Annotated in this window: 13 protein-coding genes; 11 read left to right on the top strand and 2 right to left on the bottom strand. The window is 70.9% G+C overall.

Annotation, left to right across the window (positions count from 1 at the left end; genetic code table 11):
• The first annotated feature begins 3 nt into the window (after positions 1 to 3).
• The 4 genes from hpnH to ACZ303_RS11635 all read left to right on the top strand — a co-directional run bounded on the left by hpnH (position 4) and on the right by ACZ303_RS11635 (position 5,699).
• Positions 4 to 1,026, top strand: coding sequence for an adenosyl-hopene transferase HpnH (gene hpnH, locus ACZ303_RS11650; RefSeq protein ID WP_467337645.1), 1,023 nt, complete (start codon positions 4 to 6; stop codon positions 1,024 to 1,026).
• Between the two features lie 5 nt (positions 1,027 to 1,031).
• Positions 1,032 to 2,198 carry a flavodoxin-dependent (E)-4-hydroxy-3-methylbut-2-enyl-diphosphate synthase gene (ispG, locus tag ACZ303_RS11645; RefSeq protein WP_467337643.1) on the top strand — a complete coding sequence of 389 codons (1,167 nt, stop codon included), beginning with the start codon at positions 1,032 to 1,034 and terminating at the stop codon, positions 2,196 to 2,198.
• Positions 2,199 to 2,319: 121 nt separating this feature from the next.
• Complete coding sequence (gene dxs, locus ACZ303_RS11640; RefSeq protein ID WP_467337640.1) at positions 2,320 to 4,290, top strand: 1-deoxy-D-xylulose-5-phosphate synthase; 1,971 nt, start codon at positions 2,320 to 2,322, stop codon at positions 4,288 to 4,290.
• Entirely contained in the window at positions 4,287 to 5,699 is a 1,413-nt protein-coding gene (locus ACZ303_RS11635) for an aspartate aminotransferase family protein (protein ID WP_467337638.1), read from the top strand. The genes dxs and ACZ303_RS11635 overlap by 4 nt, the downstream gene beginning before the upstream one ends.
• 55 nt (positions 5,700 to 5,754) lie before the next feature.
• Here ACZ303_RS11635 and ACZ303_RS11630 read toward each other — a convergent pair whose 3' ends face one another.
• Positions 5,755 to 6,552 carry a tyrosine-protein phosphatase gene (locus tag ACZ303_RS11630; protein ID WP_467337636.1) on the bottom strand — a complete coding sequence of 266 codons (798 nt, stop codon included), beginning with the start codon at positions 6,550 to 6,552 and terminating at the stop codon, positions 5,755 to 5,757.
• A gap of 212 nt (positions 6,553 to 6,764) precedes the next feature.
• Here ACZ303_RS11630 and ACZ303_RS11625 point away from each other — a divergent pair, with 212 nt between their 5' ends.
• Positions 6,765 to 7,556, top strand: a complete 792-nt coding sequence (locus ACZ303_RS11625; protein WP_467337634.1) for an SGNH/GDSL hydrolase family protein — start codon at positions 6,765 to 6,767, stop codon at positions 7,554 to 7,556.
• A gap of 28 nt (positions 7,557 to 7,584) precedes the next feature.
• Here the strand turns inward: ACZ303_RS11625 and ACZ303_RS11620 are convergent, their stop codons facing one another.
• Positions 7,585 to 8,070, bottom strand: coding sequence for an ATP-binding protein (locus tag ACZ303_RS11620; protein ID WP_467337632.1), 486 nt, complete (start codon positions 8,068 to 8,070; stop codon positions 7,585 to 7,587).
• 141 nt (positions 8,071 to 8,211) lie between these two features.
• Here ACZ303_RS11620 and ACZ303_RS11615 point away from each other — a divergent pair, with 141 nt between their 5' ends.
• The 6 genes from ACZ303_RS11615 (at position 8,212) to ACZ303_RS11590 (ending at position 13,433) form a co-directional block, all read left to right on the top strand.
• Positions 8,212 to 9,078 carry a helix-turn-helix domain-containing protein gene (locus ACZ303_RS11615; RefSeq protein WP_467337630.1) on the top strand — a complete coding sequence of 289 codons (867 nt, stop codon included), beginning with the start codon at positions 8,212 to 8,214 and terminating at the stop codon, positions 9,076 to 9,078.
• Positions 9,079 to 9,081: 3 nt separating this feature from the next.
• Complete coding sequence (locus tag ACZ303_RS11610) at positions 9,082 to 9,354, top strand: DUF397 domain-containing protein (RefSeq protein WP_467337628.1); 273 nt, start codon at positions 9,082 to 9,084, stop codon at positions 9,352 to 9,354.
• Complete coding sequence (locus ACZ303_RS11605; RefSeq protein WP_467337626.1) at positions 9,351 to 10,199, top strand: SAM-dependent methyltransferase; 849 nt, start codon at positions 9,351 to 9,353, stop codon at positions 10,197 to 10,199. The genes ACZ303_RS11610 and ACZ303_RS11605 overlap by 4 nt, the downstream gene beginning before the upstream one ends.
• Before the next feature lie 95 nt (positions 10,200 to 10,294).
• The gene (locus ACZ303_RS11600) at positions 10,295 to 10,939 is read left to right on the top strand and encodes an alpha-ketoglutarate-dependent dioxygenase AlkB family protein (protein ID WP_467337624.1); all 645 of its coding nucleotides are present in this window, start codon (positions 10,295 to 10,297) and stop codon (positions 10,937 to 10,939) included.
• A 265-nt stretch (positions 10,940 to 11,204) separates the two neighbouring features.
• Positions 11,205 to 12,377 carry an MBL fold metallo-hydrolase gene (locus ACZ303_RS11595; RefSeq protein ID WP_467337622.1) on the top strand — a complete coding sequence of 391 codons (1,173 nt, stop codon included), beginning with the start codon at positions 11,205 to 11,207 and terminating at the stop codon, positions 12,375 to 12,377.
• 162 nt (positions 12,378 to 12,539) lie between these two features.
• A complete protein-coding gene (locus tag ACZ303_RS11590; protein WP_467337620.1) occupies positions 12,540 to 13,433 on the top strand; it encodes a chitosanase in 894 nt (297 codons plus the stop codon).
• Positions 13,434 to 13,446: the final 13 nt, after the last annotated feature.

The following is a 13,446-nucleotide window of genomic DNA, read 5'->3' as shown; positions in this document are numbered from 1 at the left end:
CAGATGGCCATGCCGCTCCGTCAGTCCATCCGGGTGGGAACCTACCTTTTTGAACAGAAGGTCCGGAAGCGTGAGAAGTTCCCGCTGATCGTCGAGCTCGAACCGCTCTTCGCGTGCAATCTCAAGTGCGAGGGCTGCGGGAAGATCCAGCACCCGGCCGGTGTGCTCAAGCAGCGCATGCCCGTCGCCCAGGCCGTCGGTGCCGTGCTGGAGTCCGGCGCCCCGATGGTCTCGATCGCCGGCGGCGAGCCCCTGATGCACCCGCAGATCGACGAGATCGTGCGGCAGTTGGTGGCCAAGCGAAAGTATGTCTTCCTGTGCACCAATGCTTTGTTGATGCGCAAGAAGATGGAGAAGTTCACCCCCTCCCCGTATTTCGCCTTCGCGGTGCACATCGACGGGCTGCGCGAGCGGCACGACGAATCCGTGGCGAAGGAAGGCGTCTTCGACGAGGCGGTGGAGGCGATCAAGGAGGCCAAGCGGCGCGGCTTCCGGGTCACCACCAACTCCACCTTCTTCAACACCGACACTCCGCAGACCATCGTCGAGGTGCTCAACTTCCTCAATGACGACCTCAAGGTGGACGAGATGATGATCTCGCCCGCCTATGCCTACGAGAAGGCCCCCGACCAGGACCACTTCCTGGGTGTCGAGCAGACCCGGGAGCTGTTCAAGAAGGCGTTCTCCGGCGGCAATCGCGGCCGCTGGCGGCTCAACCACAGCCCGCTCTTCCTGGACTTCCTGGAGGGCAAGGTCGACTTCCCGTGCACGGCGTGGGCCATCCCCAACTACTCCCTCTTCGGCTGGCAGCGCCCCTGCTATCTGATGAGCGACGGCTATGTGCCGACGTACCGGGAGCTGATCGAGGAGACCGACTGGGACAAGTACGGCCGCGGCAAGGACCCGCGCTGCGACAACTGCATGGCCCACTGCGGCTATGAGCCGACAGCCGTCCTCGCCACCATGGGCTCGCTCAAGGAATCCCTGCGCGCGGTGCGCGAGAGCGTCGCCGGGAACCGGGGCTGACGGCCGTGGGTTCCGCGGTGCCGGTCTCCCTCGGGCTCCCCGGCGTCCCCGCCCGGCCCCTGGCGGCGCGCCGCCCCTCGCGGCGCATCCAGGTGGGGTCGGTCGCGGTGGGCGGCGACGCGCCCGTGTCCGTGCAGTCGATGACCACGACGGTGACGGCGGACGTCGGTGCGACGCTCCAGCAGATCGCCGAGCTCACCGCCTCGGGCTGCCAGATCGTACGGGTCGCCTGCCCCTCGCAGGACGACGCGGACGCGCTGCCGGTCATCGCGAAGAAGTCGCAGATCCCCGTGATCGCCGACATCCACTTCCAGCCCAAGTACGTCTTCGCCGCGATCGACGCCGGCTGCGCCGCGGTGCGCGTCAACCCGGGCAACATCCGGCAGTTCGACGACAAGGTCCGGGAGATCGCCAAGGCGGCCTCCGACGCCGGCACGCCGATCCGGATCGGCGTCAACGCCGGTTCGCTGGACCGGCGGCTGCTGGAGAAGTACGGCAAGGCCACACCGGAGGCGCTGGTGGAGTCGGCGCTGTGGGAGGCGTCCCTCTTCGAGGAGCACGGCTTCCGCGACATCAAGATCTCGGTCAAGCACAACGACCCGGTCGTGATGGTCAACGCCTACCGCCAGCTCGCCGCCCGGTGCGACTACCCCCTCCACCTCGGCGTGACCGAGGCCGGGCCGGCGTTCCAGGGCACCATCAAGTCGGCGGTGGCCTTCGGAGCGCTGCTGTCGGAGGGCATCGGCGACACGATCCGTGTGTCGCTGTCGGCCCCGCCGGCGGAGGAGATCAAGGTCGGGATGCAGATCCTGGAGTCCCTGGGCCTGCGCGAGCGCCGCCTGGAGATCGTCTCCTGCCCGTCCTGCGGCCGCGCGCAGGTGGATGTCTACAAACTGGCCGACCAGGTGACCGCCGGGCTGGAGGGCATGGAGGTCCCGCTGCGCGTCGCCGTCATGGGCTGCGTCGTCAACGGCCCCGGCGAGGCCCGCGAGGCGGATCTGGGGGTCGCCTCCGGCAACGGCAAGGGTCAGATCTTCGTGAAGGGCGAGGTCATCAAGACCGTTCCCGAGTCGAAGATCGTGGAGACCCTCATCGAGGAAGCACTGAAGATCGCCGAATCCATGGCGGCGGCGGGCGTCGCCTCGGGCGTGCCCGATGTGACCGTCAGCTGACCGGGGCGAGCCCGCGAGAACAGGGCCGGCGGGGGGACACGACGGCCCTGAACCGGTCCGACTTACGCCGACTTACCGCGACAAAGGCCGAATGACGCCGAGAGACGAGGAGGGGGCCCACGTGTCGTTGCTGGAGAACGTCCGCGGTCCGCACGACCTGAAGGCGCTGGACGCAGAGGACCTGACCGAACTGGCCGAGGAGATCCGCCACTTCCTGGTGCACGCCGTGGCCAGGACCGGCGGCCACCTCGGGCCGAACCTCGGCGTGGTGGAGCTCTCCATCGCCCTGCACCGCACCTTCGACTCGCCGGCCGACCGCATCCTGTGGGACACCGGCCACCAGTCGTACGTGCACAAACTGCTCACCGGCCGCCAGGACTTCTCCAAGCTCCGCGGCAAGGGCGGGCTGTCCGGCTACCCCTCGCGGGAGGAGTCCGAGCACGACGTCATCGAGAACAGCCACGCCTCCACCGTCCTCGGCTGGGCCGACGGTCTCGCCAAGGCCAACCAGGTCCTCGGCCGCTGGAACCGCCACGTCGTCGCCGTCATCGGCGACGGCGCCCTCACCGGAGGCATGGCCTGGGAAGCCCTGAACAACATAGCCGCGGCCAAGGACCGGCCGCTGATCATCGTCGTCAACGACAACGAGCGCAGCTACGCCCCCACCATCGGCGGCCTCGCCGACCACCTGGCCACGCTCCGTACCACCGACGGCTACGAGCGCTTCCTGTCCTGGGGCAAGGACGCCGTCCAGCGCGTGCCCATGCTCGGCAAGCCGCTCTACGAGTCCTTGCACGGTGCCAAGAAGGGCTTCAAGGACGCCTTCGCCCCGCAGGGCATGTTCGAGGATCTGGGGCTGAAGTACCTCGGCCCGATAGACGGGCACGACATCGCGGCGGTCGAATCGGCGCTGCGCCGGGCCAAGCGCTTCCACGGCCCCGTCCTCGTCCACTGCCGGACCGAGAAGGGCCGCGGCTACGCGCCGGCCCTGGAGGACGAGGCGGACCGCTTCCACACCGTCGGCGTGATGAACCCCCTCACCTGCGAGCCGCTGGCCCCCGCGGCCGGCCGGTCGTGGACCTCGGTGTTCGGTGACGAGATGCTGCGGATCGGCGCCGAGCGGCCGGACGTGGTGGCGATCACCGCCGCGATGCTGCACCCGGTGGGCCTGACGCAGTTCGCCGAGGCGTTCCCCGACCGTGTCTGGGACGTCGGCATCGCCGAGCAGCACGGCGCCACCTCGGCCGCCGGGCTGGCCACCGGCGGCCTGCACCCGGTCTTCGCGGTGTACGCCACCTTCCTCAACCGCGCCTTCGACCAGGTGCTCATGGACGTGGCCCTGCACAAGTGCGGTGTCACCTTCGTCCTGGACCGGGCCGGTGTCACCGGCACCGACGGTCCCAGCCACAACGGCATGTGGGACATGTCGATCCTCCAGGTCGTCCCCGGCCTGCGGATCGCCGCCCCGCGCGACGCCGACCAGCTCCGCGCCCAACTGCGCGAGGCCGTCGACGTCGCCGACGCCCCGACCGTCATCCGCTTCCCCAAGGAGACCGTGGGCGAACCCGTCCCGGCCGTGGGCCGCGTCGGGGGCATGGACGTGCTCACCGCCCCGGAGTGCCCCGAGGGCGGGGCGCCGGAGGTGCTGCTGGTCGCCGTCGGCGCCATGGCCGGGGTGTGCCTGGAGGCCGCCGACCTCCTCGCCGCGCGCGGCACCCCCTGCACCGTCGTCGACCCCCGCTGGGTCAAGCCCGTCGACGAGGCCCTGCCCGCGCTCGCCGGGCGGCACCGCGTCGTCGCCGTCGTCGAGGACAACAGCCGCACCGGCGGCGTCGGCTCGGCCGTGGCCCAGGCCCTGCGCGACGCCGGCAACGACGTGCCCGTACGCACCTTCGGCATCCCCGAGCAGTTCCTGCCGCACGCCAAGCGCGGCGAGGTCCTCGCCGACCTGGGGCTCACCCCGGCCGAGATCGCGGGCCGGATCAGCGCGGCCCTGGCCCGCAAGGAGGTGCGCGAGGAGGTCACGACCCCGGCGAAGGCCCCGGCCGTGACCGGCAAGCCCCGAAAGGCCCGTAAGGAGAACGACGCATGACACCCCCTGACGACGCCGGCGGCGGCCGAGCGGGATTCGACCTCGCCCGGCTCCTCGCGGAGCGCGGCGGCGAGCGCTACGACCTGCACGCCCGCCACCTCAACCACCAACTGCCGCGCATGCTGCACACCATCGGCTTCGACAAGGTCTACGAGCGGGCCGAGGGCGCGTACTTCTGGGACGCGGACGGGCAGGACTACCTCGACATGCTCGCCGGCTTCGGGGTGATGGGCCTCGGCAGGCACCACCCCGTCGTCCGCCGGGCGCTGCACGACGTCCTCGACGCCTCCCTCGCCGACCTCACCCGCTTCGACTGCCAGCCGCTGCCCGGACTGCTCGCCGAGAAGCTGCTGTCGTACACCCCGCACCTGGACCGGGTCTTCTTCGGCAACAGCGGCACCGAGGCCGTCGAGACCGCGCTGAAGTTCGCCCGCTACGCCACCGGCCGGCCACGCGTCCTGTACTGCGCGCACGCCTTCCACGGCCTGACCACCGGCTCCCTCTCCGTCAACGGCGAGGACGGCTTCCGCGACGGCTTCGCCCCGCTCCTGCCGGACACGGCGATCCCGCTCGGCGACCTCGACGCCCTGGAGCGGGAACTGCGCCGCGGCGACGTCGCGGCCTTCGTGATCGAGCCGATCCAGGGCAAGGGCGTGTACGAGCCGCCGCCGGGCTTCCTGCGCGCCGCCCAGGAACTGCTGCGCCGGCACAAGGCCCTGCTGATCGCCGACGAGGTGCAGACCGGCCTCGGCCGCACCGGGGACTTCTTCGCCTACCAGCACGAGGACGGCGTCGAACCGGACCTGGTGTGCGTGGCCAAGGCCCTCTCCGGCGGCTATGTGCCGGTGGGCGCGACGCTCGGCAAGGACTGGATCTTCAAGAAGGTCTACTCCTCCATGGACCGGGTGCTCGTCCACTCCGCCAGCTTCGGCTCCAACGCCCAGGCCATGGCCGCCGGGCTCGCGGTGCTCTCGGTGATGGAGGACGAGGAGATCGTCGCCAACGCCCGGCACACCGGCGAGCTGCTGCGGACCCGGCTGGCGGCCCTGGTGGAGAAGTACGAGCTGCTGCACGACGTACGCGGCCGCGGCCTGATGATCGGCATCGAGTTCGGCAAGCCCCGGTCGCTGGGGCTGCGCAGCCGCTGGGCGATGCTGCAGGCGGCGCGCAAGGGCCTCTTCGCGCAGATGGTCGTGGTGCCGCTGCTCCAGAAGCACCGCATCCTCACCCAGGTCTCCGGCGACCACCTGGAGGTCATCAAGCTGATCCCGCCACTGACCATCGGCGAACGCGAGGTCGACCGCTTCGTGGAGGCGTTCACGGCCGTCATGGAGGACGCGCACAACGGCGGCGGGCTGATGTGGGACTTCGGGCGGACGCTGGTGAAGCAGGCGGTGGCGAACCGCTGAGAGACCGGTTTCGGACGCCGTACGGGCTGGAAACCCAGCCCGTACGGGCAACCGCTCAGTCCGTGAGCAGACGAGCCCGCAACCGCTCCCGCGTCACCCGCGCGAGCCCGAGCCCCTCGGACAGATAGCGATCGGCGGACCCCCACCGCTCCTCGATCGTGGCGAACGCGGCCGCCAGATACTCCGCCCGCGCCTCGAACATCGGCGACAGCAACTCCGCCACCTCCTGGGCCGCCGGTCCCTCCGGCGTCCGCATCCGGTAACGCCGGTGCGGCGCGTTCGACTCCAGATAGTCCGCCTCGATGACCTCGCGCCGCACGCCCAGCGCCAGCAGCGTGACCGCGATCGACAGCCCCGCCCGGTCCTTGCCCGCCGCGCAGTGCATCAGCGCGGGGACGGCGTCCTCGGCGAGCGTGTGCAGGACCCGGCTGTGCTCGGCGGTGCGGTTGAGGACCACCTCGCGATAGCTCTCGGCCATCCGGTCGGCGCCCCGGTCCCCGGCCAGCACCGTGCGCAGCTGCGTCAGGTCGCGGGCGCGCACCATCTTCCAGAACTCGGCGCCGTCGGCGGGGTCGGTGAGCGGGATGTTCATGTGGCGCACCCCGACGAGCTCGACGTCCTCGCCGTCGAGCGCGATATCGGCGGCGTTGCGGAAGTCGAAGATCGTGTGCAGGCCCAGCGAGGAGAGGAAGCGGGTGTCCTCCTCGGTCGCGTGGGCGAGGTGGCCGCTGCGGAAGAGGACGCCGGGCCGCACACGTCGCCCGTCGGCGGCCGGCAGACCGCCCAGATCGCGGAAGTTACGGACCCCCGCCAGCTCGGGCTCGGTGGACGGGACATGCGGCGTCTGTGTCACGGGCGCTCCCAGGAAGACGGCTGCCGACGCTGCTCGTCGGCGAAGCGGCTGATTGACTTTACGCCACCGGTTGTACGGGCAACCGTCCTCCCGCCGCACCCTTGTTGACGTATTCCGCTTGCGGCGACTTTGTTGGGGTGGGATACATCACGGCACGTCAACCCCTGGTTACGGTGGCGTAGGTCACTCCCGGAGGTGAAAGATGTGCTGACGTGGCAGACGATTCGAATTCATTCAGCAAGAGCGCGATCGGGTCGTACGCAGCCGTCGGGGACAGCTTCACCGAAGGCGTCGGCGACCCCGGTCCGGACGACACCTTCATCGGCTGGGCCGACCGACTGGCCGTACTCCTCTCCGATCAGCAGGCGGAGCACACCTTCCGATACGCCAACCTCGCCGTCCGGGGCCGCCTCCTCGACCAGATCGTCGAGGAGCAGGTGCCCCGCGCCAAGGAGCTGGGCCCGGATCTGGTGACGTTCTGCGCCGGCGGCAATGACATCCTGCGCCCGGGCAGCGACCCCGACGACGTGGCCGAGCGCTATGAGGCGGCCGTCGTCGACCTCGCCGGTTCGGTCGGCACGGTGCTGCTGTGCACCGGCTTCGACACCCGGGGCATTCCGGTCCTGCGCCACCTGCGGGGCAAGATCGCGACCTACACCGCGCACGTCCGGTCCATCGCCGACCGGCACGGCTGCCCGGTCCTCGACCTGTGGTCCCTGCGCTCGGTCCAGGACCGGCGGGCCTGGAGCGACGACCGGCTCCACCTCTCGCCCGACGGGCACACCCGCGTCGCGCTGCGCGCCGCCCAGGTGCTCGGCCTGGCGGTACCGGCCGACCCGGACCAGGCGTGGCCGACGGAGGGGACGCGCTCGCCCGCCGAGGTGCGCCGCGACAACATCCACTGGGCGCGGGAGCACCTGGTGCCGTGGATCGGCCGCCGACTGCGCGGCGAGTCCTCGGGCGACCACGTGGAGCCCAAGCGGCCGGATCTGCTGCCGCTGTAGTGGGTTCGTACCGGTGGTACGGCCGGTACTAGAGGGGGAGCCGCCCGTGCGGCAGGTCGGCCCAGACGACACGGCCACGGCCGCTGTCGTCGGGCCGGACCCCCCATGCCTTCGACAGCGCGCCCACCAGCAGCAGCCCGCGCCCGCTCTCCTCGTCCGCGCCGCTGCACCGCGCCCGCGGCTCCGTCGGGGTGTGCCCCTGGTCGGCCACCTCTATCCGCAGGTGCGCGCCGCTCAGGCGCAGCTGACAGCTGACCTTGTCGCTGTCGGTGTGCCGCACCGCGTTGGTGAACAGCTCCGACACCACCAATTGGGCGTCGTCGCACGCCCCTTCGTCGATTCCCCACTCCCGCAGCTGCGCGAGAACTCTTCTGCGCGCCTCCGCCACCGAGGTGTTGAGGGCCGGGAAGTGGAAGGCGTCCTGGAGACGCGCGGCTATGGAGCTGCCGTAGCGTCCGAGCGAAGGTGCGTCATGGGAGGGGACCACTCCGCAACTATGTGCGATGCGGGTCATGTGTGGCAAGGTTCAATCTGTAAATTACAGAATCGTCAGTGCAGTCTGTTGGCTCCTGGGGGGTGCGTGACACACTGCGGGTCACCTGGCGGGCATATGCCGGGTGTTGGGGCTGGAGAAACCCGGGGAAAGGGAAGAAGAGTGGCGGACGCGCGACCGGCAGGCGCCCCGACCGTCCTGAGAGTCGTGCTCGGCAAACGGCTCCAGGACCTCCGGGAGAAGGCCGGGCTCTCCTACGAGCAGGCGGGCCGCGCCCTCGACGTCACGCACGCCACCGTCCGCAGGATGGAGAAGGCCGAGGTCGGTCTCAAGCTTCCCTACGTCGAGAAGCTGCTGGGCGTCTACGGCGTCGTCGACCCCACCGAGGTCGAGGGCTTCCTCTCCCTCGCCCGCGAGGCCAATCGCCCCGGCTGGTGGCACCGCTTCCGGGACGTCCTGCCCGAGTGGTTCAGCGCGTTCGTCAGCCTTGAGGGAGAGGCCAACCTCATCCGCGCGTACGAACCGCACTACGTCCCGGGCCTGCTCCAGACGGAAGGCTACGCGCGTGCCGTGCTCCGCGCCGGCATGCCGCACGCCTCCGACGCCGACATCGGCCGCGCGGTCACCGTCCGCCGGGAGCGCCAGTCGCTGCTCGCCCGGGACGGCGCGCCGCTGCTGTGGGTGGTGCTCGACGAGACCGTGCTGCGCAGACCCATCGGCGGACCGGGCGTCATGCGCGAGCAGATCTCCCACCTCATGGCCGCCACCGCGCTGCCCAACGTACGGCTCCAGATCATGCCGTTCGCCGCCGGGCCGCACCCGGCGATGTACGGACCGTTCCATATCTTCCGGTTCCCGCTCCCGGAACTGCCGGACATCGCCTACGCGGAGAACCTGGTCGGAGCCTCGTACTTCGACCAGCGCGACGATGTCTCGGCGTTCCTGGAGGCGCTGGACCGGATGTGCGCGCAGGCCGCGCCGGCACACACCACCGAGGCCTTCCTGGGTGGCATTCGTAAGGAGATCTGAACCATGGATCAGACCACCATGGATCGCGTATACAACGGCATGCCCGCCACCGACCTCGGCACCGAGGGGTGGAGCAAGCCGTGGAGCGGCGGCAACGGGGGAAGTTGCGTCGAGGCCATGCGACTGCGGGACGGCCGGGTCGCGCTGCGCCAGTCCACCGATCCGGACGGCCCCGCGCTGATCTACACGCACCACGAAATCGAGAGCTTCATCAAGGGCGCGAAGGCCGGCGAGGCCGACTTCCTTCTCGCGGGAACGAGTGTGAGCTGCGAATGAAAGGGCACGGCGTGAGCGAGCAGGGCTTCGCGGCGGAGGAGATCGACACCAGCCGGCCGCACCCGGCCCGGATGTACGACTACTACCTCGGCGGCTGGGACAACTACGAGGTCGACCGGCAGGCCGCCGAGCACGTCATCGAGGCGCACCCGCAGGTACGGCTGTCCGCCCGCGCCAACCGCGCCTTCATGACGCGCGCGGTGCGGGACGTGGTGCGCGGGGGCGTCCGGCAGGTCATCGACATCGGTACGGGCATACCCACCTCCCCGAACACCCATGAGGTGGCCCGGGAGATCGACCCGGACGTCCGGGTGGCGTACGTCGACAACGACCCGATCGTGGCCACCCACGCGGGGGCCAAGCTCACGAACACCGGCCCCGCCGGGTTCGTCCTCGGCGACGTGCGCGAGCCCCGGGCGATCCTGGAGCACCCGGTGATCCGCGAGCTGATCGACTTCTCCGAGCCGGTGGCCCTGCTGCTGGTGGCCGTCCTGCACTTCGTCAAGGACGAGGAGGACCCGGCCGGCATCGTCGCGGCACTGGGCGAGGCCCTGCCCCCGGGCAGCTTCCTCATCCTCTCCCACGCCACGGCCGAACCGTACGAGGGCTACGAGGACGGCTACACCGACGTCAAGGCCCGCGACAGCGTCCTGGGCGCCTACAAGAACGCCACCGCCGCGCTCAACCTGCGCGGACGCGAGGCGATCGAGCCGCTCTTCGGCGCCTTCGAGCTCCAGGACCCGGGCCTGGTCCGAGTCCCCCTGTGGCGCCCGGACGGCCCGGTCCCGGGTCCGGCGGAGCTCAACGACACGATCTTCTACGGGGGAGTGGGAAGAAAGAGGTAGGCACCCACCAGCCCGTCCGGCGCTTGAGGACCGGGGTCCGGGGCGGAGCCCCGATCAGTGACCGGCAGGCAGCCCGCCGTGCCTACGCTGGCGGCATGGAAGAGCTCTTCCCTGTACCCCCGACCGAGGTCGCCCCCGGCGCCTGGCACGTTCCCGGCTGGCTCGACCCACCCGCGCAGGCCCGGCTGCTCGCCGCCTGCCGCACCTGGGCCCGGCCGCCCGCCGGCCTGCGCACCGTGCGGATGCCCAGCGGCGGCGAGATGTCGGTGCGGAGCGTCGGTCTGGGCTGGCACTGGTTCCCCTACGGCTACGCCCGCACCGTCGTCGACGGGGACGGCGCACCGGTCAAGCCGTTCCCGCCCTGGCTGGACGAGCTGGCCCGGGACGCGGTCGCGGCGGCCTACGGCACTCCGGCGGGCCCGGACCCGTACGACATCGCCCTGGTCAACTTCTACGACGACGACGCCCACATGGGCATGCACCAGGACCGGGACGAGCGGTCCGACGCGCCCGTCGTCTCGCTCAGCCTCGGTGACACCTGTGTCTTCCGGTTCGGCAATACGAGCGGCCGTAACCGCCCCTGGACCGATGTCGAGCTGCGCAGCGGCGACCTCTTCGTCTTCGGTGGCCCGTCCCGGCCGGCCTACCACGGGGTGCCCCGCACCCACCCGGGCACCGCGCCGCCCGCCCTCGGGCTCGTCGGCAGGCTGAATGTGACCCTCCGGGTCAGCGGCCTCTGATCGACTTGAGATGCACGTGAAAATTCACGTGCATCCGGCGCCGGAAGGCTGCACAGTGGGGCACCGGGTGGTACACCGACGCCGTCCGGGCTCGTATCACGGGGGTGAGCCCGGCCGGCGGCACCCGGAGTTCGTCCGGGCGCGGCCCGCCCGTAGGCAGGGGGCCACCGTTCGCCGCTCCGGCGGGGGCAGATAATGACATGACCAGCGCTCACGCCCGGTCCCACCGGCAGCGGGAGCGCGCCCCCTCGCCACTGGAGGTGCCGTGACCGGCTTCCGTCCGACAAGATCCCCGCTCGACGCTCTGCGCCCGACCGCGTTCGGGGCGGATCCGTCCGGGGAGCGGATGGCGCGTATCCGGCGGTCACCGCACTACGCCGACGGCGTCTTCACCAACCCCGTGGGCGCCGACCGCACCCCCTCCGGGGCCATGCTGAAGTTCCTCCCCACCTATTTCCGCAAGGAGGAGCGCGCCCGCCGCGCCCCCGCCGGCACCGTGCCCGTCCACCCCACCACCATCGCCGACCTCGCCGCCCCCGCCGCCTCCGGTCTGCGGCTGACGTGGATGGGCCACTCCAGCGTGCTCGCCGAGATCGACGGCCATCGCGTGCTCTTCGACCCGGTGTGGTCCGAGCGCTGCTCGCCCTTCGCCTTCGCCGGTCCCAAGCGCCTGCACCCGGTGCCCGTACCGCTGGCCGAGGTGGGGACCGTGGACGCGGTGGTCATCTCCCACGACCACTACGACCACCTCGACATGCCGACGGTCCGGGCCCTGGCCCGTACCGGCACGCGCTTCGTCGTACCTCTGGGCGTCGGCGCCCACCTGGAGCACTGGGGCGTTCCGGCCGAGCGGATCACCGACCTCGACTGGCACGAGTCGACGACCGTCGGCGGCCTCACCCTCACCGCCACCCCCGCCCGCCACTTCTGCGGCCGGGCGCTGCGCAACACCCAGCACACCCTCTGGGCCTCCTGGGTGGTCGCCGGTCCCGAACACCGCGTCTTCCACAGCGGTGACACCGGATACTTTCCCGGCTTCGCGGACATCGGCGCCCAGTACGGGCCGTTCGACGCCACGATGGTGCAGATCGGTGCGTACAGCGAGTTCTGGCCCGACATCCACATGACCCCCGAGGAGGGCATGCGCGCCCACCTCGACCTCCAGGGCGACGCCGCCCGGGGGATCATGCTGCCGATCCACTGGGGCACCTTCAACCTCGCCCCGCATCCCTGGGGGGAGCCGGTCGAGGGCACCGTCGCCGCGGCTCGGCGCAGTGGCGCCGAGATCGCCGCGCCCCGTCCGGGGGAGCCCTTCGAGCCGGCCGCGGGGCTGCCGCTCGACCCGTGGTGGCGGGCGATCGCGGCCCGGCCGACAGCTGTCCGGCTCGAGCCCGCGGCGGATCTGCCGACCCCTGCGGAGGCCACCGTCCGGGCGTAGCGCGGGTGTTGGCGGCTGGGTCGCGAGTGGCGGGATCCGTACCGACGTGTGAACGCCTCACCCGAACCCCTTGTGGCGGAAGCGGCGGGGCCGCTTCAATGCCGTTGTTGGTTAGGAAAGCTTCCTAACAGCCATCGGGAATCATCGGGAACGGAGAGCAGCATGCTCAAGCGCACCTCGAAGAAGACACCCCGCACCGCACTCGTCGGACTGGCCGTCGCCCTCCCCGCCCTCGCCTTCGCCGGGGTGGGCGAGGCCGCCGCGGCTCCGGCAGCCCCGCCCGCACGCGTCGCCCCCGCCCCGGCCGCCGAGCGGATACAGCACGCCCAGGGCGCCCAAGCGGCGCCCGGGCTGGACGACCCGCACAAGAAGGACATCGCCATGCGGCTGGTGTCGAGCGCGGAGAACTCCTCGCTCGACTGGCGTGCCCAGTTCGCGTACATCGAGGACATCAAGGACGGCCGCGGCTACACCGCCGGCATCATCGGCTTCTGTTCCGGCACCGGTGACATGCTCGACCTCGTCGAGCGCTACACCCGGAAGAAGCCCGGCAACCCGCTCGCCCCGTACCTCCCCGCCCTGCGCAAGGTCAACGGCAGCGACTCCCACGCCGGCCTCGGCAAGTCCTTCGAGGACGCCTGGAAGAAGGCCGCCCGGGACAAGGACTTCCAGAACGCCCAGGAGTCCGAGCGCGACCGCGTCTACTTCGACCCCGCCGTCAAGCAGGCCAAGGCCGACGGCCTGCGCGCGCTCGGCCAGTTCGCCTACTACGACGCGATCGTCATGCACGGCCCCGGGGCCGGCAAGGACAGCTTCGGCGGCATCCGCAAGGCCGCACTGGCCAAGGCCCGGACCCCGGCGCAGGGCGGCGACGAGAAGACCTATCTGGACGCCTTCCTCGACGCCCGCAAGAAGGCCATGCGGAACGAGGAGGCGCACAGCGACACCAGCCGCGTCGACACCGCGCAGCGCGTCTTCCTCGACAACGGCAACTTCGACCTCGAACCCCCGCTGAAGTGGAAGGTCTACGGCGACTCGTACCAGATCAACGAGTAGCCGCGACGGCGCG

The organism is Streptomyces sp. NPDC023527, assembly GCF_055560115.1.
The sequence above is the reverse complement of the archived record's forward strand: the minus strand, read 5'-3'. Positions and strand labels throughout refer to the sequence as shown.

Coding starts and splice junctions, on each gene's coding strand:
- hpnH (WP_467337645.1), top strand. CDS start 4: ATGGCCATGCCGCTCCGTCAGTCCATCCGGGTGGGAACCTACCTTTTT.
- ACZ303_RS11635 (WP_467337638.1), top strand. CDS start 4,287: ATGACACCCCCTGACGACGCCGGCGGCGGCCGAGCGGGATTCGACCTC.
- ACZ303_RS11620 (WP_467337632.1), bottom strand. CDS start 8,070: ATGACCCGCATCGCACATAGTTGCGGAGTGGTCCCCTCCCATGACGCA.
- ACZ303_RS11610 (WP_467337628.1), top strand. CDS start 9,082: ATGGATCAGACCACCATGGATCGCGTATACAACGGCATGCCCGCCACC.
- ACZ303_RS11605 (WP_467337626.1), top strand. CDS start 9,351: ATGAAAGGGCACGGCGTGAGCGAGCAGGGCTTCGCGGCGGAGGAGATC.
- ACZ303_RS11600 (WP_467337624.1), top strand. CDS start 10,295: ATGGAAGAGCTCTTCCCTGTACCCCCGACCGAGGTCGCCCCCGGCGCC.
- ACZ303_RS11590 (WP_467337620.1), top strand. CDS start 12,540: ATGCTCAAGCGCACCTCGAAGAAGACACCCCGCACCGCACTCGTCGGA.